Genomic DNA, 21,611 nt, shown 5'->3' with positions numbered 1-21,611 from the left:
GACGCGCAGAACCCCGCCGGGAGGCCCTGGACGGACCCCCTGGCGGGGCTCTGCACGTCGGCGGTCACCGGCTCAGACGTTGAATCCGAGCGCCCGCAGCTGGTCGCGGCCGTCCGGGGTGATCTTCTGCATGTCCCACGGCGGCATCCACACCCAGTTGATGCGGTGGTCGTCGACGACGCCCGAGAGGACGTCGGCCACCTGCGCCTCGATCTCCTCGGTCAGCGGGCACGCCGCCGACGTGAGGGTCATGTCGATGACGGCGGTGCGCGGCTCCTCCACGGTCAGGCCGTAGACGAGGCCGAGGTCCACCACGTTGATGCCGAGCTCGGGGTCGACGACGTCCTTGAGGGCCTCCTCGACGTCGGCGACGTCGACGTCGGACATCAGGCGCTCACCGGCGCCGAGCTGTCGAGGAAGCGGTCGTAGCCGTTCTCCTCGAGGTCGTCGGCGAGCTCGGGGCCACCCTCCTCGGCCACGCGGCCGGCCACGAAGACGTGGACGAAGTCGGGCTTCACGTAGCGCAGGATGCGCGTGTAGTGCGTGATGAGCAGCAGGCCGGTCTCGCCGGTGGCGCCGACGCGGTTGACGCCCTCGGACACGACGCGCAGGGCGTCGACGTCGAGGCCGGAGTCGGTCTCGTCCAGGACGGCGATCTTCGGCTTCAGGAGCTCCATCTGCAGGATCTCGTGGCGCTTCTTCTCACCGCCGGAGAAGCCCTCGTTGACGTTGCGCTCGGCGAACGCCGGGTCCATGCGCAGCTGGTCCATGGCCGTGCGCACGTCCTTGGTCCAGTGGCGCAGCGACGGGGCCTCACCGGAGACGGCGGTCTTGGCGGTGCGCAGGAAGTTCGACACCGTCACGCCCGGCACCTCGACGGGGTACTGCATCGCGAGGAAGAGCCCGGCGCGGGCGCGCTCGTCGACGCTCATCGCGAGGACGTCCTCGCCGTCGAGGGTCACCGAGCCGCTGGTGACCTCGTAGCGGGGGTGGCCGGCGATGGAGTACGCCAGCGTCGACTTGCCGGACCCGTTCGGGCCCATGATCGCGTGGGTCTCGCCGGCGCGGACGGTCAGGTCGACGCCGCGCAGGATCTGCTTGTCACCGGCGTCGGGGGTCTTGACGCTGACGTGCAGGTCGCGGATCTCCAGGGTGGCCATGCTCGGGTGTTCTCCTCGGTCGAGGGTGCTTCAGGACTGTGGCTGCGACTCGGCGCGGGCGCCGACGTCGGTGGTGGCGTCGACGAGGACGTCGTCGCCGTCGAGGGTGAGGGCGTACACGGGCACGGGGTGCACCGCGGGCAGGGCGCTCGGCCGGCCGGTGCGCAGGTCGAAGGCCGACCCGTGCAGCCAGCACTCGATCCTGCAGTCCTCGACGTCACCCTCGGACAGGGAGACCGCCTGGTGGCTGCAGGTGTCGGAGATGGCGTGGAGCTGTCCGTCGGAGTCACGGACCACCGCGACGGGCACGAGGTCGCCGCGGGGCCCCGGGGCCTCGACGCGCAGGGCGCCGAGCTCCGGGACGTCCGCGGCGGAGCACACCCGCACCGCACCGCTGCTCATCGCCGACCCGCCCGGCGGCTCACGCGCGAGCGCCGAGGAGCTCCGCCTCGACGCCGTCGGCCACCGCCGGGACGTCGGCGCTGGAGGCCGCACCCGTCGCGCCGACCTCGGCGGCGAGCTCGAGCTCGGCGTCGATCGCGGCCATCAGCTGCTCGGAGACCGAGGCGACGCCGATCTGCTGGATGACGTCGGCGAAGAACGCGCGGACCACCATGCGGCGGGCCTGGTCCTCCGGGATGCCGCGGCTCTGCAGGTAGAAGAGCTGCTCGTCGTCGAAGCGGCCGGTGGCGCTGGCGTGGCCGGCCCCGACGATCTCGCCGGTCTCGATCTCGAGGTTCGGCACCGAGTCGGCGCGGGCGCCGTCGGTGAGCACGAGGTTGCGGTTCAGCTCGTAGGTGTCGGTGCCCAGCGCACTGGCGCGGATGAGCACGTCACCGACCCACACGGCGCGGGCGGTCTCGCCCTGCAGCGCGCCCTTGTAGACCACGTTGGACCGGCAGTTGGCCGCCTCGTGGTCGACGAAGGAGCGGTGCTCCAGGTGCTGGCCGGCGTCGGAGAAGTACACGCCGAGCAGGGTCGCGTCACCGCCGGGGCCGGCGTAGCGGACCGTCGAGCCCACGCGGACGAGCGACCCGCCGAGGGTCACCACGACGTGCTTGACGGTGGCGTCGCGCCCGACCTGCAGGTCGTGCTGGGCGAGGTGGACGGCGTCGTCGTCCCACTGGTGGACGCTGACGACGACGAGGTGCGCGCCCTCGGCCGCCACGACCTCGACGCCGCTGGCGACCAGGCCGCCACCGGAGTGGTCCAGGACCACGGTGGACCGGCTGTGGGGACCGGCCTGCACCACGAGGTGCCCGGCAGCGCGCTCGGCCCCGGCGGGGGTGGAGACCCTCACCAGCACCGGCTCCGCCAGCTCGGCCTCGGCCGCCACGGCGACGACGTCGACGGCGCCCGCGGCGGTCGCGTCGCCCCAGGCCACGGCGGCCGCTCGGTCACCGGGCACGTAGCCCTTCCCGGCGCCGTCCGACGAGCCGCTGGCGGAGCGGCGGTGCGTCACGCCGTCCGTGGAGCCGACCTCCACCTGCAGGCCGGTGGGCGAGCCCGCGGGCTCGAACAGGGCCCGGGCGCGGTCGAGGGGCGTGAAGCGCCACTCCTCCTCGCGCCCGCTGGGCACGGGGAAGTCGGCGGCGTCGAACGACGTGCGTCGCTCGGCGCGGTTGGTCGCGGGGACCCCCGCACCGTGGCTGTGCGCGTTCAGGCCGTGCTGCGCAGGCGCCGAGGCGACCGCGTCGCCCCCGTCGGGGACGGCGGTGGCGGGGACCTCGGTGCTCAGCGCGGCCGGGGCCCCGCCGGGCAGGTCGAGCGCCAGGTCCTCACGGCCGGCGTCGAGGTCGTCGAGCCCGAGGGCGGCGTCGGTGCCGACGCCGCCCTGGACCGCTGACGTGGTGGGGCTGTTGGACGTGTCAGCCATGCTCAGCCGACCGCTCCTTCCATCTGCAGCTCGATGAGCCGGTTGAGCTCGAGGGCGTACTCCATGGGCAGCTCACGGGCGATCGGCTCGATGAAGCCGCGCACGATCATCGCCATCGCCTCGTCCTCGGCCATGCCGCGGCTCATGAGGTAGAAGAGCTGGTCCTCGGAGACCTTCGAGACGGTCGCCTCGTGCCCCATCGACACGTCGTCCTCGCGGACGTCGACGTAGGGGTAGGTGTCGGAGCGGCTGATCGAGTCGACCAGCAGCGCGTCGCAGCGCACCGTCGACGCCGAGCCACCGGCGCCCTCGAGCACCTGGACCAGCCCGCGGTAGGACGAGCGGCCACCGCCGCGCGCCACGGACTTGGAGATGATCGAGCTGGAGGTGTTGGGCGCGGCGTGCACCATCTTGGCGCCCGCGTCCTGGTGCTGGCCCTCGCCCGCGAAGGCGATCGACAGCGTCTCGCCCTTGGCGTGCTCGCCCATCAGGAAGATCGCCGGGTACTTCATCGTCACCTTGGAGCCGATGTTGCCGTCGATCCACTCCATGGTGGCGCCCTCGGCGGCGGTCGCCCGCTTGGTGACGAGGTTGTAGACGTTGTTCGACCAGTTCTGGATGGTCGTGTAGCGCACGCGGGCGTTCTTCTTCACCACGATCTCGACCACCGCGGAGTGCAGCGAGTCGGACTTGTAGATCGGCGCGGTGCAGCCCTCGACGTAGTGCACGTACGAGCCCTCGTCGGCGATGATCAGCGTGCGCTCGAACTGGCCCATGTTCTCGGTGTTGATCCGGAAGTAGGCCTGCAGCGGGATCTCCACGTGCACGCCCGGCGGCACGTAGATGAAGGACCCGCCCGACCACACGGCCGTGTTGAGCGCGGCGAACTTGTTGTCGCCCGGGGGGATGACGGAGCCGAAGTACTCCTGGAACAGCTCCGGGTGCTCGCGCATGCCGGAGTCGGTGTCCAGGAAGATGACGCCCTGGCGCTCGAGCTCCTCGTTGATCTGGTGGTAGACCACCTCGGACTCGTACTGCGCGGCGACGCCGGCGACCAGGCGCTGCTTCTCCGCCTCGGGGATGCCGAGCCGATCGTACGTGTTCTTGATGTCGGCGGGCAGGTCGTCCCAGCTGGTCGCCTGCTTCTCGGTCGACTTCACGAAGTACTTGATGTTCTCGAAGTCGATCTCGGACAGGTCGCTGCCCCAGTCGGGCATCGGCTTGCGGCCGAACATCTTCAGCGCCTTCAGGCGGGTGCGGAGCATCCACTCCGGCTCGTCCTTGCGGGCCGAGATGTCGCGGACGACGTCCTCGGACAGCCCGCGACGCGCGGTCTCGCCGGCGGAGTCGGAGTCGGCCCACCCGTACTGGTAGGTGCCGAGACCGGCGAGCTCGGGGTTGCGAGCCTCGATGTCGTTGAGCTCGGGGCTGGTGTCTGTGCTCATGCGCTCCGTCCCTGGGTGGGGTGCGACGTCTTGGGGGTCTGCGGGGTCGGGCTGGTGGGCTGGCGGTCGGTCGGGCTGGCGGGCGTGCTGGTCGTGGTCACGTGCGTGGTGCACGCGTGGTGTCCGGCCGCCAGGGTGGCCAGCCGGCGGACCGGCGCGCCGATGAGCCGGGCGAAGGCGGCGGTCTCCGCCTCGCACAGCTCGGGGTGGCGGCCGGCGACGGCCTGCACGGGGCAGTGGCCCTGCACCAGCTGGACCGAGGTCGGCACCGCCGGCTGCCCCTGTCCCGACGGCGCTGCAGTGCTGCGCGGGGTGCCGAGGACGGCGGTGCGGGCAGCGTAGCCGTCAGCCGTGAGGGCCTCGGCCAGCGCACCGGCCCTGGCCGCGGGCGCGGCGCCGGCGGCGTCGACGCTGTCGCGGTGGCGCGCCACCAGCTCGTCGGCGCGCTGGCGGGCGAACCGCTCGAGCGCCTCGTGGCCCGCCTCGCGCTCGAGGGCGCTCAGGGCGGCGGCAGCGAGGTCGTCGTAGGCGCCGGGAGCGGCGGCGTGCCCGGCCTCGGTGGCCACCCACCCGCGGGCCGGACGGCCGGGGCCGCGGTTCCCGGCGACGAGGGGGGCCTGGCGCACGAGGCCGTCGGCGGCGAGCGCGTCCAGGTGGCGGCGCACGGCGGCGGGGGTGACGCCCAGGTCGCTCGCGAGCTGGGCCGCCGTCACCGGTCCGCGCGCCAGCACGGTGCGCGAGACGCGCTCCCGGGTGCCCGCTGCGGACAGCTCCGGCGCCGCCGAGGCGTGCGCGTCGCCCGGGGTCTCGGAGGTGGCCATGCTTTGCACAACACCATGGTGCCCTAATCCCCTTCCCCCGCCGAGCGGCTGATCGCCCGTGAGGAGCGTCACGCCGCGCGAGACCCCCCACCGCACGCCGCCGGAGGCCGGAGCGGGCCGACCTAGACTCCCGACGTGCTCCCACCCCGCGGCGACGCCGCCGCCGCCCTGGTGGTGCGCGGCCTGGTCAAGCGGTACGGGCGGCGCACGGCGCTCGACGGCCTCGACCTGGAGGCGCGGCGCGGCGAGGTCACCGCGGTGCTCGGTCCCAACGGGGCCGGCAAGACCACGCTCGTCGAGTGCTGCACGGGGCTGCGCCGTCCCGACGGCGGCTCGCTGTCGGTGCTCGGGCTCGACCCGCGCGCCGACGGCCGACCCCTGGCGGCGCGCACCGGCGTGCTCCTGCAGGACGGCGGCCTGCCCGGCGGCGCACCCGCCGAGGCCGTGCTGCGCCTGGTCGCCGCCCAGCACTCCGACCCCATGGACGTCCCCGAGCTCGCCCGCCTGCTCGGCGTCGACGGGTTCGGGCGGACGAACGTCCGCCGCCTGTCCGGCGGCCAGAAGCAGCGCCTGGCGCTGGCGTGCGCCGTGGTCGGCCGGCCGGAGCTCGCCTTCCTCGACGAGCCCAGCACCGGGCTGGACCCGCACGCCCGCGCCGTCGTGTGGGACCTGCTGGAGCAGCTGCGGGCCGCCGGCACGGCCGTCCTGCTGACCACGCACTCCATGGCCGAGGCCGAGCGCCTGGCCGACGCCGTCGTCGTCGTCCGCGACGGCCGGGCCGTGGCGAGCGGCACGGTGGAGGAGCTGACCTCCTCCGGGCCGGAGGTGCTGCGCTTCGGTGCGCCCGCCGGCCTGCCCCTGGACGCGCTGCGCGCGGCACTGCCCACCTCGGTGGCCACCGACGAGGCGGAGCCGGGCCGCTACGAGGTGACGGCGCTGCGGCCGGGCGCCGTCGACCCGCAGGTCGTCGCGACCGCGGCGTCCTGGTGCGCCGCGCAGGGCGTGCTGCCGCAGGGCCTGGCGGTGGGGCGGCGCTCGCTGGAGGACGTGGTGCTGGAGCTCACAGGAGGTCCCTCGCGGTGGGCGGCGTGAACGACCGGGGCAGGACGCCGACGGACGGGCTCGTCCTCGCCCCGGGCGGTGGCGCGGCCCCGGCCGCGGCGCGGGTGCTGGCCCAGGCCCGCTTCGAGGTGGGCGTGCTCCTGCGCAACGGCGAGCAGCTGCTGGTCAGCCTCGTCCTGCCCGCGCTGGCGCTGCTCGTGCTCGCGCGGACGCCCGTCGGGGCCGTCGTCGTGCCGGCGTCGCTGGCCGGGGTCGCGCGCATCGACGTCGTCGCGCCGGGGGTGCTCGGCCTGGCGGTCCTGTCCACGGCCTTCACCGGTCAGGCGATCGCCCTCGGCTTCGACCGCCGCTACGGGGTGCTGCGGCTGCTGGCCACCACCCCGCTGGGCCGGTCGGGGCTGCTGCTGGGACGGGGCCTGGCGGTGCTGGCGGTCGAGGCGCTGCAGGTGGTGGTGCTCGGCGGGCTGGCGCTGGCACTGGGGTGGCAGCCGCTGGCGGCCGGCCCTGCGGCGCTCCCGCTCCTGCTGCTGGCGCTGCTGCTCGGCACCGCGGCCTTCGCCGCGCTGGCGCTCCTGCTGGCGGGGTCCCTGCGCGCCGAGGCGGTGCTGGCCGTGGCCAACCTCGCCTGGGTGCTGCTCGCCGGCGCGGGCCTGCTCGTGCCGCGGGAGGCGGCCGGGGCGGCCGGGCCGCTGCTGGCGGCGCTGCCGTCGGCGGCCCTCGGCGACGCGGTGCGCGCGGCCTCGCTCGACGGCGTGCTCGCGCTCGGTCCGTGCGCGGTGCTGCTGGCGTGGGCCGCCGCGGCCGGGGCGCTCGTGGTGCGCACCTTCCGCTGGAGCTGACCCGGGGAGCGCAGGCCCGCTCACGGGGCGCTGTGGCGCACCCGACAGGCCGCGGCACGCCCGACGTGCAGGACTCCCCCTCCGGCCCACCTACCCTGCTGGGGTGACCAGCACGACCGCCCGCTACGGTCCCGCGACCCCCTCGCCGCAGGACCCGACCCCGGCCGCTGGCCGCCTCGGCCGCGGCACCCGCGCCGTGCTCCTCGCCAACCTCGTCGCCGAGGTCGGCATCGTGGTCACCGGTGGCCTCGTGCGCCTCACCGGCTCGGGGCTCGGGTGCCCGACGTGGCCCCAGTGCGCGCCCGGCTCGTACGTGCCGACCGTCCACCAGGCCGAGGGTTTCCACAAGTACATCGAGTTCGGCAACCGCACGCTCACCTTCCTCGTGCTCGTGCTCGCCGTGGCCGCGCTCGTGGCCGTGTGGCGGCTGCGGGGCCCTGACGGGGCACCGCGACGCCGGCTGCGCGCGCTCGCCGTCGTCCCCGTCGTGGGGGTGCTGCTGCAGGCCGTCATCGGCGGGATCACCGTGCTGACCCGCCTGTCACCGTTCACGGTGTCCGTCCACTTCCTCGTGTCCATGGTGCTCGTCGCCGCATCCACGCTGCTCCTGCTGCGGGCGCTCGAGGGGGACGGTCCCCCGCGGCTGCTCGTGCACCCCGCCGTGAGGCTGCTCGCCGTGGGCCTCGCCGCCGTCACGGCGCTGGTGCTCGCCGTCGGCACCGTGGTCACCGGCGCCGGCCCCCACTCCGGGGACGCCGAGGAGCCCGCCCGGTACGCCCTCGACCCGCGCACCGTCAGCTGGCTCCACGCCGACCTCGTGCTGCTGCTCGTGGGCCTGCTCATCGGCCTGCTCGTCGCCCTGCACGTCTCCCCCGCCCCGGCGGTGGCGAAGCGCCGCGGCTGGTGGGTGCTCGGCGTGGTCCTGCTGCAGGGCCTCATCGGCTACGTCCAGTACGCCACCGCGCTGCCCGTGCCGCTGGTCGCGCTGCACATGCTCGGCGCCTGCCTGCTCGTGGTGGCCGTGACGGCGCAGTGGACGTCGCTGCGCGAGCGCACCGGCGCCGCCCCCGCCCGCCGCGCCTGACGCCGCCTCTGGGACGTCTCGGGCGGCCTCGAGCACGGGGCGCTGCGGGGCCCGTGCCGGACCGCGCCGACCGGTCGCACCGCTCGCGAGGGCTGGCAGCGCGCTGGCGGGGTCCGGGGTCACGCCGGGGCAGTTCCTGGCCCTGGACTCCGCCAGCGCGGCGACACCTGCTCCCGTGGACGTCGCCGTCGTCGTCCTGGTGGGCCGCTCGGACGGCCGTGGGGTGCTCCGCGCCACTCCTCTGCTGGCACGGGGTGGCCCTGTGCCAGCCCCACGAGCACAGGGCCACCCCGTGCCAGACCAGACGGGCAGGCGCAGGGGTGAGGACGACGACGGGCGCAGCCGGCCCGGGCGGGGCCGGCTGCGCCCGTCAGGGGCAGCGCGTCAGCGGGTCAGGAGAACAGCGGCTGCAGCGGCACGACCGCGTCGACGGCGAGCGCCAGGAACAGCAGCGTCAGGTAGCTGATCGAGGTGTGGAACAGGCGCATGGCGCCGACCTCGTCAGCGGAGGTCACGCGCTTGGCGCGGCGGAGCAGGCCGTGGGACTCCGCGAGGAACCAGGCGCCCAGCAGGACGGCGGCCACGGCGTAGACCGGACCGGTCGGTGCGACCGGCACGAGCACCAGCGTGGCGGCGACCATCGCCCAGGCGTAGCCGACCACCTGGCGCCCGACGGTCAGGGGGGAGGCGACCACCGGCAGCATCGGCACGCCGACCTCGGCGTAGTCGGCGCGGTACTTGATGGACAGCGGCCAGTAGTGCGGCGGGGTCCACAGGAAGATCACCGCGAAGAGCACCCACGGCGCCCAGGAGAGGCTGCCGGTGACGGCCGACCAGCCGATGAGCACCGGCATGCACCCGGCGGCGCCGCCCCAGACGATGTTCTGGCTGGTCCGGCGCTTGAGGCCGAGGGTGTAGACGACCACGTAGAAGGCGATCGCGAGGGCCGCCAGCAGCGCGGAGAGCGGGTTCACGACCAGCCCGAGCCACACCACCGACAGCAGCCCCAGCACGAACCCGAAGACCAGCGCCTCGCGCGGCGCCACCACGCCGGTGACCAGCGGGCGCTTGCCCGTGCGGTGCATCCGCATGTCGATGTCGCGGTCGATGTAGCAGTTCAGGGCGTTGGCGCTGCCCGCGGCCAGGGTGCCGCCGACGAGGGTCGCCCCCAGCAGCCACAGCGGCGGCAGGCCGCGCTGCGCGAGCATCATCGTCGGCACCGTCGTCATGAGGAGCAGCTCGATGATGCGGGGCTTGGTGAGTGCGACGAAACCGGCCACCCGCTGGCGCCGGGTCCAGCGGGAGCGGGCGCCACGGGCGTCCTCGACGGCGGTCACGGGCGGTCGCGGTCCTCGCTGGAGCAGGGGCCTGGGGACGTGCCCCCAGACGGGGCGCGGCGGTCCTCAGGGCACGGACGGGGCCACTGTACGGCCCGCGGGCCGTCCGGGTGCCATGCCGCCGCGCGGGTGAACCCCGGGCGGTGAGTAGGCTCACAGCGACAGCGAGCCGCACCACGGGACGACACCACAGCGACAGAGCCGCACCACTGGACGACACATGCGCGCGGCGGCCGCCTCCGCGCCGCGCGGAGGAAAGGGACAGCACACCGTGACCCAGACGCAGACCAGCGCCCCGAGCAAGCTCGAGTGGGACGAGGTCGACCAGCGCGCCGTGGACACCGTCCGCGCGCTCGCCGCCGACGCCGTGCAGAAGGTCGGCAACGGCCACCCCGGCACCGCCATCAGCCTCGCGCCGCTGGCGTACCTGCTCTACCAGAAGCTGCTCACGCACGACCCGGCCGACACCACCTGGGACGGCCGCGACCGCTTCGTCCTGTCCGCGGGCCACTCCGCGCTGACGCAGTACATCCAGCTGTACCTGGGCGGTTTCGGGCTCGAGCTGGACGACCTCAAGGCGCTGCGCACCTGGGGCTCCAAGACCCCCGGCCACCCCGAGTACAAGCACACCAAGGGCGTCGAGGTCACGACCGGCCCGCTGGGCCAGGGCGTCGCCAACGCCGTGGGCATGGCGATGGCCGCCCGCCGCGAGCGGGGCCTGCTCGACCCGGACGCCGCCCCGGGCGAGTCCGTCTTCGACCACCAGGTCGTGGCGATCGCCTCCGACGGCGACCTGCAGGAGGGCGTCTCCGGCGAGGCCTCCTCCCTGGCGGGCACGCAGGAGCTGGGCAACCTCACCGTCATCTACGACGCGAACTCGATCTCCATCGAGGACGTCACCGACGTCGCCTTCACCGAGGACGTCGCTGCGCGGTACGAGGCGTACGGCTGGCACGTCCAGACCGTCGACTGGACCCGCGGCGGTGACCACACCGACGGCGAGGGCTACCACGAGGACGTCCAGGCCCTGTGGGACGCGCTGCAGGCCGCGAAGGCGGAGACCACCCGCCCGAGCTTCATCCGGCTGCGCACGATCATCGCCTGGCCGGTGCCGAAGCTGCAGAACACCGGCAAGTCGCACGGCTCCGCGCTCGGCGAGGAGGCCATCAAGGGCCTCAAGGCCGCCACCGGGCTCGACCCGGAGAAGACCTTCGCCGTGGACGACGAGGTGCTCGAGCGCACCCGGGGCCTCGCCGCCCGCGCCGCCGAGGTCCGCAAGGACTGGGACGCCCGCTTCGCCGCGTGGCAGGAGGCGAACCCGGAGCGCGCCGCGCTGCTGGCCCGCCTCAAGACCCGCACGCTCCCCGAGGGCTGGACGGACTCGCTGAAGTCCTTCCCCGCGGGCAAGGCCGTCTCCACCCGCAAGGCGAGCGGTGAGGTCCTCACCGGTCTGGCCGGCGTGCTGCCGGAGCTGTGGGGCGGCTCGGCCGACCTGGCGGAGTCGAACAACACCACGATGGAGGGCGAGCCCTCCTTCCTGCCGCCGTCGCGCCAGACCCGCTCGTGGAGCGGTGGCCCCTACGGGCGCACCCTCCACTTCGGCATCCGCGAGCACGCCATGGGCGCCGCGATCAACGGCATCGTCCTCCACGGCGGCACCCGCGCCTACGGCGGCACCTTCCTGCAGTTCAGCGACTACATGCGCGCCTCGGTGCGCCTGGCGGCGCTGATGGAGATCCCGTCGATCTTCGTGTGGACGCACGACTCCATCGGCCTGGGCGAAGACGGCCCGACCCACCAGCCGGTCGAGCACGTGGCCGCGCTGCGCCTCATCCCGGGCCTGGCCGTGGTCCGCCCGGCCGACGCGAACGAGACGGCGTACGCCTGGCGCGGAGCGCTGGAGCACACCGAGAGCCCGACGGGCCTGGTGCTCTCGCGCCAGAACCTGCCGGTCTACGACCGCGAGGTCTTCGGGAGCGCCGAGGGCACCCTCAAGGGCGGCTACGTGCTGGTGGACGCCGAGGGTGACCTCCAGGTCATCATCGTGGCCACGGGCTCCGAGGTCGAGGTGGCCGTGGCGGCCCGCGAGCAGCTGCAGGCCGCCGGCGTCGGCACCCGCGTGGTGTCCATGCCGTGCCGCGAGTGGTTCGCCGAGCAGGACGACGCCTACCGCGCGTCCGTGCTGCCGCCGTCCGTCAAGGCGCGCGTGTCCGTCGAGGCCGGCGTGGCCGCCGGGTGGCGCGACATCGTCGGCGACGCCGGGCGCACGGTCTCCCTGGAGCACTTCGGCGCCTCCGCCGACGGCGCACGCCTGATGCAGGAGTTCGGCTTCACCGCCGAGAACGTCGTCGCCAAGGCCCACGAGTCGCTGCAGGCGGCCGCCGGCGGCGACAGCCCCGGCTCGGTCGCCGGCTCGTCGTCCCCGACCGGCGGCACCGGCGACCGCTGACCCACCCTCGTGCGCCGGCGGCGGGCCGGTGGCCCGCCGCCGGCGCACGAGCTCCACGTCGATCGGCCTCTCACCTGCGAGATCGCTCATCTTCCGGTCCGCCCAGCCGATCGGCACCCAGAGACGTCAGACGTCCCCGCCCGACTGACCAGTCACCCACCTGGAGCGATCACCATGACCAACGCCAACCTCGCCGCCCTCTCCCAGGCCGGCGTCGCCGTCTGGCTCGACGACCTCTCGCGCGAGCTCGTGCAGACCGGCCGCCTGGCCGACCACGTCGAGCAGCAGAGCGTCGTCGGTGTGACGAGCAACCCCACGATCTTCGCCACCGCCCTCAAGAAGGGCGACCGCTACGAGGACCAGGTCCGCGAGCTGGCGGCCTCCGGCGTCGACGTCGACGAGGCGGTCTTCCAGATCACCACGCGCGACGTGCGCGAGGCCTGTGACGTGCTCCGCCCCGTGCACGACCGCACGGGCGGCAAGGGCGACGGCCGCGTCTCGCTCGAGGTGGACCCGCGCCTGGCGCGCGACACCCAGGCGACGTCCGAGTCGGCCCGGACCCTGTGGTCCGCCGTGGACCGCGAGAACCTGTACATCAAGATCCCCGCGACGGTGGAGGGTCTGCCCGCCATCACCACGGCGATCTCCGAGGGCATCAGCGTCAACGTCACGCTGATCTTCTCCCTCGACCGCTACCGCGCGGTCATGAACGCCTTCCTCACCGGCCTGGAGCAGGCCCGTGAGAAGGGCCTCGACCTGGCCCCCATCGCCTCGGTGGCGAGCTTCTTCGTCTCCCGCGTCGACACCGCGATCGACCCGCAGCTCGACGCGATCGGCACCGACGAGGCGAAGGCGCTGCGCGGCAAGGCCGCCCTCGCCAACGCGCGCCTGGCGTTCCAGGCCTACGAGGAGGTGTTCTCCTCCCCGCGCTGGCAGGTGCTGGCCGAGGCCGGCGCCCAGGTGCAGCGTCCGCTGTGGGCCTCCACCGGTGTCAAGGACCCGGCCTACCCGGACACCCTCTACGTCAGCGAGCTCGTGACCGACGGCGTCGTGAACACCATGCCCGGCACCACGCTGGAGGCCTTCGCCGACCACGGCCAGGTCACCGGCGACACCATCAAGGGCTCCTACGCCGAGGCCGAGCAGGTCATGGACGGGCTCGAGCGCCTGGGCATCTCCTACACGAAGGTCGTCGAGGACCTCGAGACCGAGGCCGTCGACAAGTTCGAGAAGTCCTGGACCGAGCTGGGCGACTCCGTGCGCGACGAGCTCGAGCGCGCCGCCGCCCAGTCCGGTGGCAGCGACGCGTGACGCGCTCCCCCCGGCACGTCACAGCTCACCGCCCCGCCGGTCCGGTGGTGCGCTGATGTCCACGCTCCTCCCAGACCCCGGCGCGGGGGCCGCGCACAACCCGTTGCGCGACCCCCGTGACAAGCGGCTCTCCCGGATCGCCGGCCCCTGCGGCATGGTGATGTTCGGGGTCACCGGTGACCTGGCCCGCAAGAAGCTCATGCCGGCGATCTACGACCTCGCGAACCGCGGGCTGCTCCCTCCGGGCTTCTCGCTGGTGGGCTTCGCCCGACGGGACTGGGAGGAGCAGGACTTCGGCCGGATCGTCTACGACTCGGTCCGGCAGCACTCCCGCACGCCGTTCCGCGAGGAGGTGTGGGCGCACCTGGCGGAGGGCTTCCGCTTCGTGCCCGGCGAGTTCGGCGACGCCGCGGCGTTCACGCAGCTCGCCCAGGTGGTCCGAGACCTCGACGCCCAGCGCGGGACGGGCGGGAACCACGCCTTCTACCTGTCGATCCCGCCGGGCGCCTTCCCGCTGGTGTGCCAGCAGCTGGCGGCCTCGGGCCTGACCGACCCCGTCGAGGGGTCGTGGCGGCGCGTGGTCATCGAGAAGCCGTTCGGACGGGACCTGGCCTCGGCCCGCGAGCTCAACGCCGTCGTCGGCAGCGTCTTCCCCCAGGACTCGGTGTTCCGCATCGACCACTACCTGGGCAAGGAGACGGTGCAGAACCTGCTGGCGCTGCGCTTCGCCAACCAGATGTTCGAGCCCCTGTGGAACTCCAACCACGTCGACCACGTGCAGATCACCATGGCCGAGGACATCGGCATCGGCGGCCGCGCCGGGTACTACGACGGCATCGGCGCGGCGCGCGACGTCATCCAGAACCACCTGCTCCAGCTGCTGGCGCTCACGGCCATGGAGGAGCCGGTCTCCTTCGACGCCCGCGACCTGCGCGCCGAGAAGGAGAAGGTCCTCTCGGCCGTCCGCCTCCCCGCCGACCTCGACGCCCACACCGCCCGCGGGCAGTACGCGCCGGGCTGGCAGGGCAGCGAGCCGGTGAAGGGCTACCTGGAGGAGGACGGCATCTCGCCGGACTCCACCACGGAGACCTACGCCGCCGTCACCCTGGAGATCGACACCCGCCGCTGGGCAGGGGTGCCGTTCTACCTGCGCGCCGGCAAGCGCCTGGGCCGGCGCGTCACGGAGATCGCGGTGGTCTTCAAGAAGGCGCCGCACCTGCCGTTCGAGTCCACGGCCACCGAGGAGCTCGGCCAGAACGCCCTCGTGGTGCGCGTGCAGCCCGACGAGGGCGTCACGCTGCGCTTCGGCTCCAAGGTCCCGGGCACGCAGATGGAGGTCCGGGACGTCACCATGGACTTCGGGTACGGGCACTCCTTCACGGAGTCCTCCCCCGAGGCCTACGAGCGGCTCATCCTCGACGTGCTGCTGGGCGACCCGCCGCTGTTCCCGCGGCACGAGGAGGTCGAGCTCAGCTGGCGCATCCTCGACCCCGTCATCGAGCACTGGGCCTCGCAGGGCCAGCCGGCGCCGTACGCGTCGGGCTCGTGGGGCCCTGAGCAGGCGACGGAGATGCTCGCCCGCACCGGACGCACCTGGAGGCGCCCGTGATCGTCGACATGCCGCGCACCTCGACGGCGGCCATCGCCAAGAAGCTCGTCGACCTGCGCGACTCCGGCGGGGCCGTGGCCCTGGGCCGGGTGCTCACGCTGGTGGTGCCCACCGACGACGAGCACGCCGAGACGGCCATCGAGGCCGCGAACGACGCCAGCCGCGAGCACCCGTGCCGCATCGTGGTGCTCGCCGCGGCGGACGAGCGGGGCACCTCCCGCCTGGACGGGCAGATCCGCGTGGGCGGTGACGCCGGCGCCAGCGAGGTCATCGTCCTGCGCAGCTACGGGCCGCTCACGGCCCACGGCGCCTCGATGGTCATCCCCCTGCTCCTGCCGGACGCGCCGGTCGTGGTCTGGTGGCCGGGCGAGGCCCCTGAGCATCCCGCCACGGACCCCATCGGGGCGATGGCGCAGCGGCGGATCACCGACGCCGCGGCCTGCGGCGACCCGGTGGAGGTGCTGCACCGCCTCGCGGCTCGCCACGTGCCCGGTGACACCGACTTCGCCTGGTCGCGGCTGACGCTGTGGCGGGGCCTGCTCGCCGCGGCGCTGGACCAGGTCCCCGCGGACCGCGTGACGGCGGCCACGGTGACCGGCGCCAGCGACAGCCCCAGCACCGAGCTGCTGGCCGCCTGGCTCGCGCTGACCCTCGGGTGCCCGGTGACCCGGGTCAGCGGCCGCTCCGGCGGCGGCATCGTCGGCGTGCGCCTGGAGCGCCCCTCCGGCGCTGTCGAGCTGGCCCGCCCGGACGGGCAGGTGGCCACGCTGACCCAGCCCGGGCAGCCCGAGCGCCGCCTGGCGCTGCCGCGCCGATCCAACCGCGACTGCCTCGCGGAGGAGTTGCGGCGCCTGGACCCCGACGACATCTACGGCGAGGTCCTCACCACCGGTCTGGCGGCGCTGGACGCGGAGGAGGGCGGCCACGTGGCGATGGCCGAGGCGCGGTCCGCCGGGCGCGGTCCCGACGTGGCCGAGCAGCTGCGCCGCGGCGCCGAGCTCGACGCCGCCGCGCACGCCCGCGCCGCGGCGATCGCGGCGGCCGATCCGCCGGCCGAGAAGCAGACCGTGGGAGAGGACGCCTCATGAGCAGCTACGGGTCCCGGTCGGCCGCCGAGGTGGTCGTCCACCCCGACAAGGGCTCCCTGGCCGCGGCGGTGGCCGCGCGCCTCGTGGTGCGCGTGCTCGACGCGCAGGTGCGCCGCGGCCGGGCGTCCGTGGTCCTCACGGGAGGCACCGTGGGCACGCAGGTGCTGCGCGACGTCGCCTCCTCCCCCGCCTCCCGCGCCGTCGACTGGTCGCGGGTGGACCTGTGGTGGGGCGACGAGCGGTTCGTGACCGCCGACGACGGCGACCGCAACGCCGTCCAGGCGCGCGAGGCGGTGCTCGACGCCCTCGCCCGGCAGGGCCTGCGCGAGGAGGCGGTCCACGTCATGCCCGCCAGCGACGGGCCTGACGGTGACGACCCCGACGCGGCCGCGGCCCGCTACGCCGCCGAGCTGGCCACCGCGGCCCGCGAGGAGGGCGTCGGGGGGGCGGTGCCGGTCTTCGACGTGCTCATGCTCGGCGTGGGCCCCGACGGGCACGTCGCGAGCCTGTTCCCCGGCCACCCGTCCCTGGAGCAGGGCCAGGAGGTCGGCCACGAGGTGATCGCGGTGAGGGACTCCCCCAAGCCGCCGCCCACGCGCCTGTCGCTGACGCTGCCGGTCATCGCCTCCGCCGAGGAGGTCTGGCTCGTGGTGGGGGGCGCGGACAAGGCCGAGGCCGTCGCCGAGGCCCTCGCCGGGCCGGGGCGCCTGCCGGCGAGCCTGGTCAGCGGGACGCAGCGCACGCTGTGGCTGCTCGACCGGGAGGCCGCCAGCCGGCTGTGACGCCGTGCTCCGAGCCCGCTCCGAGCGGGCTCGGAGCCGGGTCGCTGCCGGGTCGGAGGCTGGGTGTCACGAGGTCACCCGTCTGCCCTAGCGTCTCCTGCGTGAGCACCCCTCCCGTGGACCCGACCACCACGTCCGCCTGGACCCGCCTCCGGGCCCACCACGCCGAGCTGGTCCCCGACCTGCGCGGGTGGTTCGCCGAGGACCCTGACCGAGCCCGCCGGCTGACCCTCGACGCCGCGGACCTCCACGTGGACCTGTCCAAGAACCTCGTCACGGACACCACGCTGTCCCTGCTGGTGCAGCTGGCCGAGGAGGTGCGGCTGCCGGAGCGGCTGCAGGCGATGTTCGCCGGCGAGCACATCAACGTCACTGAGGACCGCGCCGTCCTGCACACCGCGCTGCGCCGCCCGCCGCACGCGGACCCCCCGCTGGTGGTCGACGGCCAGGACGTCGACGCCGACGTCCAGGCGGTCCTGGAGAAGGTGTCCGCCTTCGCGGACGACGTGCGCTCCGGCACCTGGACGGGCGTCACCGGCCAGCGGATCCGCACGGTCGTCAACATCGGCATCGGCGGGTCCGACCTCGGCCCGGTGATGGCCTACGAGGCGCTCAAGGCCTACAAGCACCCTGACGTCGAGGTCCGGTTCGTCTCGAACATCGACCCGACCGACCTGGCCGAGACCGTCGCCGACCTCGACGCGGCCTCGACGCTGTTCATCGTCGCCTCCAAGACCTTCGGGACCCTGGAGACGCTGACCAACGCGCGTCTGGCCCGGGCCTGGCTGTGGGAGCAGCTCAGCGCCGCCGGCGCGCTGGAGGACGACGACGACGCGCGCCGCGCGGCCGTCGCGAAGCACTTCGTGGCCGTCTCCACCGCCCTGGACAAGGTCGCCGACTTCGGCATCGACCCGGAGAACGCGTTCGGCTTCTGGGACTGGGTCGGCGGGCGCTACTCCGTCGACTCCGCCATCGGCACCTCGCTGGCGGTGGCGATCGGGCCGGAGGGGTTCCGGGAGTTCCTCGCCGGGTTCCACGCGGTCGACGAGCACGTGCGCACCGAGCCGCTCGCCACCAACGTCCCCGTGCTCCTGGGCCTGCTCAACGTCTGGTACGTCAACTTCCTGGACGCCCACACCCACGCCGTCCTGCCGTACAGCCAGTACCTGCACCGCTTCCCCGCGTACCTGCAGCAGCTGACGATGGAGTCCAACGGCAAGTCGGTGCGCTGGGACGGCTCCCCCGTCACCACCGCCACCGGCGAGGTGTTCTGGGGAGAGCCCGGCACCAACGGCCAGCACGCCTTCTACCAGCTGATCCACCAGGGCACGCGGGTCATCCCGGCGGACTTCATCGCGTTCGCCAACCCCGCGCACCCGCTGCGGGACGGCGACGTCGACGTGCACGCCCTCTTCATGGCCAACTACTTCGCGCAGACCAAGGCGCTGGCGTTCGGCAAGACCGCCGAGGAGGTCCGCGCCGAGGGGACCGCGGAGGACGTCGTGTCGGCGCGGGTCTTCAGCGGCAACCGGCCCACCACCTCGATCCTCGCTGCGTCGCTGACCCCGTCGGTGCTCGGCCAGCTGATCGCGCTGTACGAGCACATCACGTTCGTCGAGGGCGTCGTGTGGGGCATCGACAGCTTCGACCAGTGGGGCGTCGAGCTGGGCAAGAAGCTCGCCCTGGAGATCGCGCCCGCCCTCACGGGCGACTCCGCGGCGCTCGAGGCCCAGGACCCGTCGACGCGGGAGCTGATCGAGCACTACCTGGCGCAGCGCACCGTCTGAGCTGGCCGCTCCGGCGCGGAGAGCGCGAAGGGCCCCCGGGACGTGCGTCCCGGGGGCCCTTCGCGTGTGGTCGGACCGCCGTCAGAGACCGCGCTTGGCGCGGTGCTTGGCGAGGGCCGCCTCGAGGATGGCCTTGCCGTCGCTCTCGGACCGGCGCTCCTTCACGTACGCGAGGTGCGTCTTGTACGGCTCGGTCTTGGGCGGCTGGGGCGGGTTGGCCCGGTCCTGGCCGGCGGGGAGCCCGCAGCGCGGGCAGTCCCAGGTCTCGGGGACCTCGGAGCCGGGGTCGAAGGCGAAGCTCGGCTGCGTCTCGTGCGCGTTGGCGCACCAGTAGGAGACGCGCCGCCGGGGCGCGGCGTCGCCGCGCTCCGCCTCGCCCATGGGACCGGCGCCGACACGGCTGCCCCGGATCGCGTTGCCACCTGCCACGGTGATCCCTTCGTCTGCAGGAGTGGGGGTCAGGAACCGCTGGGGTCGAAGCGCTCGACGAGGCCGAGCGCCACGACCACGGCCGCCCAGAGGACGGCGTTCGCCACGGTGATGCGGTTGAGGTTGCGCTCGGCCACCCCGGAGCTGCCCACGCTGGCGGACATCCCGCCGCCGAACATGTCCGACAGACCGCCGCCCTTGCCCTTGTGGAGCAGGATCAGCAGGGTCAGGAAGAGGCTCGTCAGCGCCAGCAGCACCTGGAGCACGATCCGCAGGACGGTCACAGCCGACCAGAGTACTTGCTGGTGGGCGCCGCGGTGACCGCCATCACGCAGCCGGCCGTGTCGCGCCGCGCGCCCAGACCACCCGGCCGCGGAGCGGTCAGGACGCCGCCCCGCCCGTGACGATGCCGGCGAACTCACCGGCGTCGAGGCTCGCGCCACCGACGAGGGCGCCGTCGACGTCCTCACCGGCCATGATCGCGGCGACGTTGGAGGACTTCACCGAGCCGCCGTACAGCACGCGCACGGCGTCGGCCACCTCGGCGCCGTGGGCGTCGGCCAGGCGCGCGCGCAGGGCCGCGCAGACCTCCTGGGCGTCCTCGGGGGTGGCGACCTTGCCGGTGCCGATGGCCCAGACGGGCTCGTAGGCGACGACGACCTTCGGCAGGTCCTCCGCGGAGATGCCCGCGAGGGAGCCGTCGAGCTGGCCGATGCAGTCGGCGACGTGCTCGCCGGCCTCGCGGACCTCCAGCTGCTCGCCGAGGCAGACGATCGGGGTCATGCCGTGCTCGAGGACCTTGGCGGCCTTCGCGGCCACCAGCGCGTCGTCCTCGCCGTGGTACTGGCGGCGCTCGCTGTGGCCGACGACCACGTACTGCACGCCGAGGCGCGCCAGCATGGAGGCGGCGACCTCACCGGTGCGGGCGCCGGGCTCGTGGGCGGAGACGTCCTGGGCGCCCAGGCCGAGCTCCAGCTTGTCGCCCTCGATGAGGGTCTGCACCGAGCGGAGGTCGGTGAAGGGGGGGATGACGACGGCCTCGACGGAGGCCGGGTCGTGCTTGGCGTCGCGCAGCGTCCACGCGAGGCGCTGGACCAGGGCCGTGGCCTGCACGTGGTCGACGTTCATCTTCCAGTTGCCGGCCATGAGCGGGGTGCGTGCCACGGGGAGTCCTCCTGGGGTTCGGTCAGGGCGGTGAGAAGGGAGTGCGTGCGGAAGGCTCCCCGCCCGCGGTGCCGCGGGCGGGGAGCCGGTGCGCCGACGGGGTGCGTCGGCCGCTGCTGGTGGAGCTGCCGGTCAGGCGAGGACGGAGAGCCCGGGGAGGGTCTTGCCCTCGAGGTACTCCAGGCTCGCGCCGCCGCCGGTGGAGATGTGGCCGAAGTCGCTGTCGGCGAAGCCGAGCGAGCGGACCGCGGCGGCGGAGTCGCCGCCTCCGACCACGGTGAGGCCGCCGGCGCGGGTGACCTCGGCGAGGGCCTTCGCGAGCTCGCGGGTGCCCTCGGCGTACGGCGCCATCTCGAACGCGCCCATCGGGCCGTTCCAGAAGACCGTGCGGGTGTCGGCCAGCTTCGAGGCGAAGAGCTCTGCGCTCCTCGGGCCGATGTCCAGGCCCATGCGGTCGGCCGGGATGGCGTCGGCCGCGACGACCTCGTGCTCGGCGTCGGCGGAGAACGCCGTCGCCGCGACGACGTCGACCGGCAGGACGACCTCCACGCCGCGCTCGGCGGCGGTGGCGAGGTAGCCCTTGACGGTCTCGACCTGGTCGGCCTCGAGCAGGGACGTGCCGACCTCGTGGCCCTGGGCCGCGAGGAAGGTGAAGACCATGCCGCCGCCGACGAGGAGCCGGTCGGCCGTGCCCAGCAGGTTCTCAATGACGGCGAGCTTGTCCGAGACCTTCGCGCCGCCCAGCACCACGGCGTAGGGCCGGGCGGGGTCGGTGGTGAGGCGCTGCAGCACCGCGGTCTCGGCCTCGACGAGGCCGCCGGCGGCGTGCGGGAGCAGCTGGGCGACGTCGTAGACGCTGGCCTGCTTGCGGTGCACCACGCCGAAGCCGTCCGAGACGAACAGGCCCTGCTCGGGCCCGCCCACCAGGGCAGCCAGCTCACCGGCGAAGGCGGCGCGCTCGGCGTCGTCCTTGCTGGTCTCGCCGGCGTTGAAGCGGAGGTTCTCCACGAGCAGCAGCTCGCCGTCGCCGAGGGCGTCGGCAGCCTCCTGCGCGCTCCCGCCGACCGTCACGTCCGCGAAGCGGACCGCGGTGGACGGCAGCAGCTCGCGCACCCGCTCGGCCACGGGGGCCAGAGAGTACTTCGCCTCCGGCGCGCCCTTGGGGCGTCCCAGATGGGCGACGACGACGACGCGAGCGCCTGCGTCGAGCAGGCGCTGCCACGTCGGCACGGAGGCGCGCACGCGGCCGTCGTCGGTGATGGTCGTGCCGTCGAGCGGCACGTTGAGGTCGGAGCGGACCAGCACCCGGCGGCCGCGCAGGTCACCCTGCGCGGCCACCAGGTCGTCGAGGGACGAGAGCGCCAAGGC

20 protein-coding genes are annotated in these 21,611 nt (G+C 74.1%); 9 read left to right on the top strand and 11 right to left on the bottom strand.

Annotated features, from left to right (window positions below; translation table 11 throughout):
* Nucleotides 1-72: 72 nt before the first annotated feature.
* The 6 genes from FMM08_RS04705 to FMM08_RS04680 are packed head-to-tail and all read right to left on the bottom strand — an operon-like array spanning nucleotide 73 to nucleotide 5,302.
* Complete coding sequence (locus FMM08_RS04705) at nucleotides 73-387, bottom strand: metal-sulfur cluster assembly factor (RefSeq protein WP_109775562.1); 315 nt, start codon at nucleotides 385-387, stop codon at nucleotides 73-75.
* Nucleotides 387-1,160, bottom strand: a complete 774-nt coding sequence (gene sufC / locus FMM08_RS04700) for a Fe-S cluster assembly ATPase SufC (protein ID WP_147925170.1) — start codon at nucleotides 1,158-1,160, stop codon at nucleotides 387-389. Before sufC ends, FMM08_RS04705 begins: the two co-directional genes overlap by 1 nt.
* A 30-nt stretch (nucleotides 1,161-1,190) precedes the next feature.
* Nucleotides 1,191-1,562 carry a non-heme iron oxygenase ferredoxin subunit gene (locus FMM08_RS04695; protein ID WP_147925169.1) on the bottom strand — a complete coding sequence of 124 codons (372 nt, stop codon included), beginning with the start codon at nucleotides 1,560-1,562 and terminating at the stop codon, nucleotides 1,191-1,193.
* Between the two features lie 19 nt (nucleotides 1,563-1,581).
* Nucleotides 1,582-3,036, bottom strand: a complete 1,455-nt coding sequence (gene sufD, locus FMM08_RS04690; protein WP_147925168.1) for a Fe-S cluster assembly protein SufD — start codon at nucleotides 3,034-3,036, stop codon at nucleotides 1,582-1,584.
* 2 nt (nucleotides 3,037-3,038) lie between these two features.
* Nucleotides 3,039-4,481: a Fe-S cluster assembly protein SufB gene (sufB, locus tag FMM08_RS04685; RefSeq protein ID WP_147925167.1), complete on the bottom strand. Its 1,443-nt coding sequence runs from the start codon at nucleotides 4,479-4,481 to the stop codon at nucleotides 3,039-3,041.
* A complete protein-coding gene (locus tag FMM08_RS04680; protein WP_147925166.1) occupies nucleotides 4,478-5,302 on the bottom strand; it encodes a helix-turn-helix transcriptional regulator in 825 nt (274 codons plus the stop codon). Before FMM08_RS04680 ends, sufB begins: the two co-directional genes overlap by 4 nt.
* 135 nt (nucleotides 5,303-5,437) lie before the next feature.
* Here FMM08_RS04680 and FMM08_RS04675 point away from each other — a divergent pair, with 135 nt between their 5' ends.
* From FMM08_RS04675 to FMM08_RS04665, 3 genes are all read left to right on the top strand, one after another.
* Entirely contained in the window at nucleotides 5,438-6,394 is a 957-nt protein-coding gene (locus tag FMM08_RS04675; RefSeq protein ID WP_147925165.1) for an ABC transporter ATP-binding protein, read from the top strand.
* The gene (locus tag FMM08_RS04670) at nucleotides 6,382-7,203 is read left to right on the top strand and encodes an ABC-2 transporter permease (protein WP_255472053.1); all 822 of its coding nucleotides are present in this window, start codon (nucleotides 6,382-6,384) and stop codon (nucleotides 7,201-7,203) included. Before FMM08_RS04675 ends, FMM08_RS04670 begins: the two co-directional genes overlap by 13 nt.
* A gap of 103 nt (nucleotides 7,204-7,306) precedes the next feature.
* Nucleotides 7,307-8,287 carry a COX15/CtaA family protein gene (locus tag FMM08_RS04665; RefSeq protein ID WP_147925164.1) on the top strand — a complete coding sequence of 327 codons (981 nt, stop codon included), beginning with the start codon at nucleotides 7,307-7,309 and terminating at the stop codon, nucleotides 8,285-8,287.
* Nucleotides 8,288-8,679: 392 nt separating this feature from the next.
* Here FMM08_RS04665 and FMM08_RS04660 read toward each other — a convergent pair whose 3' ends face one another.
* Entirely contained in the window at nucleotides 8,680-9,624 is a 945-nt protein-coding gene (locus FMM08_RS04660) for a heme o synthase (RefSeq protein ID WP_147925163.1), read from the bottom strand.
* Between the two features lie 220 nt (nucleotides 9,625-9,844).
* Between FMM08_RS04660 and tkt the strand changes: the two genes are divergently transcribed.
* The 6 genes from tkt (at nucleotide 9,845) to pgi (ending at nucleotide 18,650) form a co-directional block, all read left to right on the top strand.
* Nucleotides 9,845-12,073 (top strand): transketolase, encoded by a 2,229-nt coding sequence (gene tkt / locus FMM08_RS04655; protein WP_147925162.1) that lies wholly within the window; start codon nucleotides 9,845-9,847, stop codon nucleotides 12,071-12,073.
* Nucleotides 12,074-12,247: 174 nt separating this feature from the next.
* Nucleotides 12,248-13,384 (top strand): transaldolase, encoded by a 1,137-nt coding sequence (tal, locus tag FMM08_RS04650; RefSeq protein ID WP_147925161.1) that lies wholly within the window; start codon nucleotides 12,248-12,250, stop codon nucleotides 13,382-13,384.
* Between the two features lie 55 nt (nucleotides 13,385-13,439).
* Entirely contained in the window at nucleotides 13,440-14,993 is a 1,554-nt protein-coding gene (gene zwf / locus FMM08_RS04645; RefSeq protein ID WP_147925160.1) for a glucose-6-phosphate dehydrogenase, read from the top strand.
* Nucleotides 14,990-16,081, top strand: a complete 1,092-nt coding sequence (locus FMM08_RS04640; RefSeq protein ID WP_147925159.1) for a glucose-6-phosphate dehydrogenase assembly protein OpcA — start codon at nucleotides 14,990-14,992, stop codon at nucleotides 16,079-16,081. Before zwf ends, FMM08_RS04640 begins: the two co-directional genes overlap by 4 nt.
* Entirely contained in the window at nucleotides 16,078-16,863 is a 786-nt protein-coding gene (pgl, locus tag FMM08_RS04635; RefSeq protein ID WP_147925158.1) for a 6-phosphogluconolactonase, read from the top strand. Before FMM08_RS04640 ends, pgl begins: the two co-directional genes overlap by 4 nt.
* Nucleotides 16,864-16,964: 101 nt before the next feature.
* Nucleotides 16,965-18,650 (top strand): glucose-6-phosphate isomerase, encoded by a 1,686-nt coding sequence (gene pgi, locus FMM08_RS04630; protein ID WP_147925157.1) that lies wholly within the window; start codon nucleotides 16,965-16,967, stop codon nucleotides 18,648-18,650.
* A gap of 81 nt (nucleotides 18,651-18,731) precedes the next feature.
* Here the strand turns inward: pgi and FMM08_RS04625 are convergent, their stop codons facing one another.
* From FMM08_RS04625 to FMM08_RS04610, 4 genes are all read right to left on the bottom strand, one after another.
* Complete coding sequence (locus FMM08_RS04625) at nucleotides 18,732-19,079, bottom strand: RNA polymerase-binding protein RbpA (protein ID WP_147925156.1); 348 nt, start codon at nucleotides 19,077-19,079, stop codon at nucleotides 18,732-18,734.
* 29 nt (nucleotides 19,080-19,108) lie between these two features.
* The gene (gene secG / locus FMM08_RS04620) at nucleotides 19,109-19,363 is read right to left on the bottom strand and encodes a preprotein translocase subunit SecG (protein ID WP_139712889.1); all 255 of its coding nucleotides are present in this window, start codon (nucleotides 19,361-19,363) and stop codon (nucleotides 19,109-19,111) included.
* Nucleotides 19,364-19,460: 97 nt separating this feature from the next.
* Nucleotides 19,461-20,225 carry a triose-phosphate isomerase gene (gene tpiA / locus FMM08_RS04615; RefSeq protein ID WP_147925323.1) on the bottom strand — a complete coding sequence of 255 codons (765 nt, stop codon included), beginning with the start codon at nucleotides 20,223-20,225 and terminating at the stop codon, nucleotides 19,461-19,463.
* A 150-nt stretch (nucleotides 20,226-20,375) separates the two neighbouring features.
* A complete protein-coding gene (locus FMM08_RS04610) occupies nucleotides 20,376-21,608 on the bottom strand; it encodes a phosphoglycerate kinase (RefSeq protein WP_147925155.1) in 1,233 nt (410 codons plus the stop codon).
* Nucleotides 21,609-21,611 lie beyond the last annotated feature (3 nt).

This window comes from Quadrisphaera setariae (assembly GCF_008041935.1).
GTDB lineage: Bacteria > Actinomycetota > Actinomycetes > Actinomycetales > Quadrisphaeraceae > Quadrisphaera > Quadrisphaera setariae.
Note: the sequence above shows the minus strand (reverse complement) of the source record. Positions and strands in the feature narration are given on the sequence as shown.

Coding starts and splice junctions, on each gene's coding strand:
- sufB (WP_147925167.1), bottom strand. CDS start 4,481: ATGAGCACAGACACCAGCCCCGAGCTCAACGACATCGAGGCTCGCAAC.
- FMM08_RS04705 (WP_109775562.1), bottom strand. CDS start 387: ATGTCCGACGTCGACGTCGCCGACGTCGAGGAGGCCCTCAAGGACGTC.
- tpiA (WP_147925323.1), bottom strand. CDS start 20,225: ATGGCCGGCAACTGGAAGATGAACGTCGACCACGTGCAGGCCACGGCC.
- tkt (WP_147925162.1), top strand. CDS start 9,845: ATGCGCGCGGCGGCCGCCTCCGCGCCGCGCGGAGGAAAGGGACAGCAC.
- tal (WP_147925161.1), top strand. CDS start 12,248: ATGACCAACGCCAACCTCGCCGCCCTCTCCCAGGCCGGCGTCGCCGTC.
- FMM08_RS04680 (WP_147925166.1), bottom strand. CDS start 5,302: ATGGCCACCTCCGAGACCCCGGGCGACGCGCACGCCTCGGCGGCGCCG.
- zwf (WP_147925160.1), top strand. CDS start 13,440: ATGTCCACGCTCCTCCCAGACCCCGGCGCGGGGGCCGCGCACAACCCG.
- pgl (WP_147925158.1), top strand. CDS start 16,078: ATGAGCAGCTACGGGTCCCGGTCGGCCGCCGAGGTGGTCGTCCACCCC.
- sufC (WP_147925170.1), bottom strand. CDS start 1,160: ATGGCCACCCTGGAGATCCGCGACCTGCACGTCAGCGTCAAGACCCCC.
- FMM08_RS04695 (WP_147925169.1), bottom strand. CDS start 1,562: ATGAGCAGCGGTGCGGTGCGGGTGTGCTCCGCCGCGGACGTCCCGGAG.
- sufD (WP_147925168.1), bottom strand. CDS start 3,036: ATGGCTGACACGTCCAACAGCCCCACCACGTCAGCGGTCCAGGGCGGC.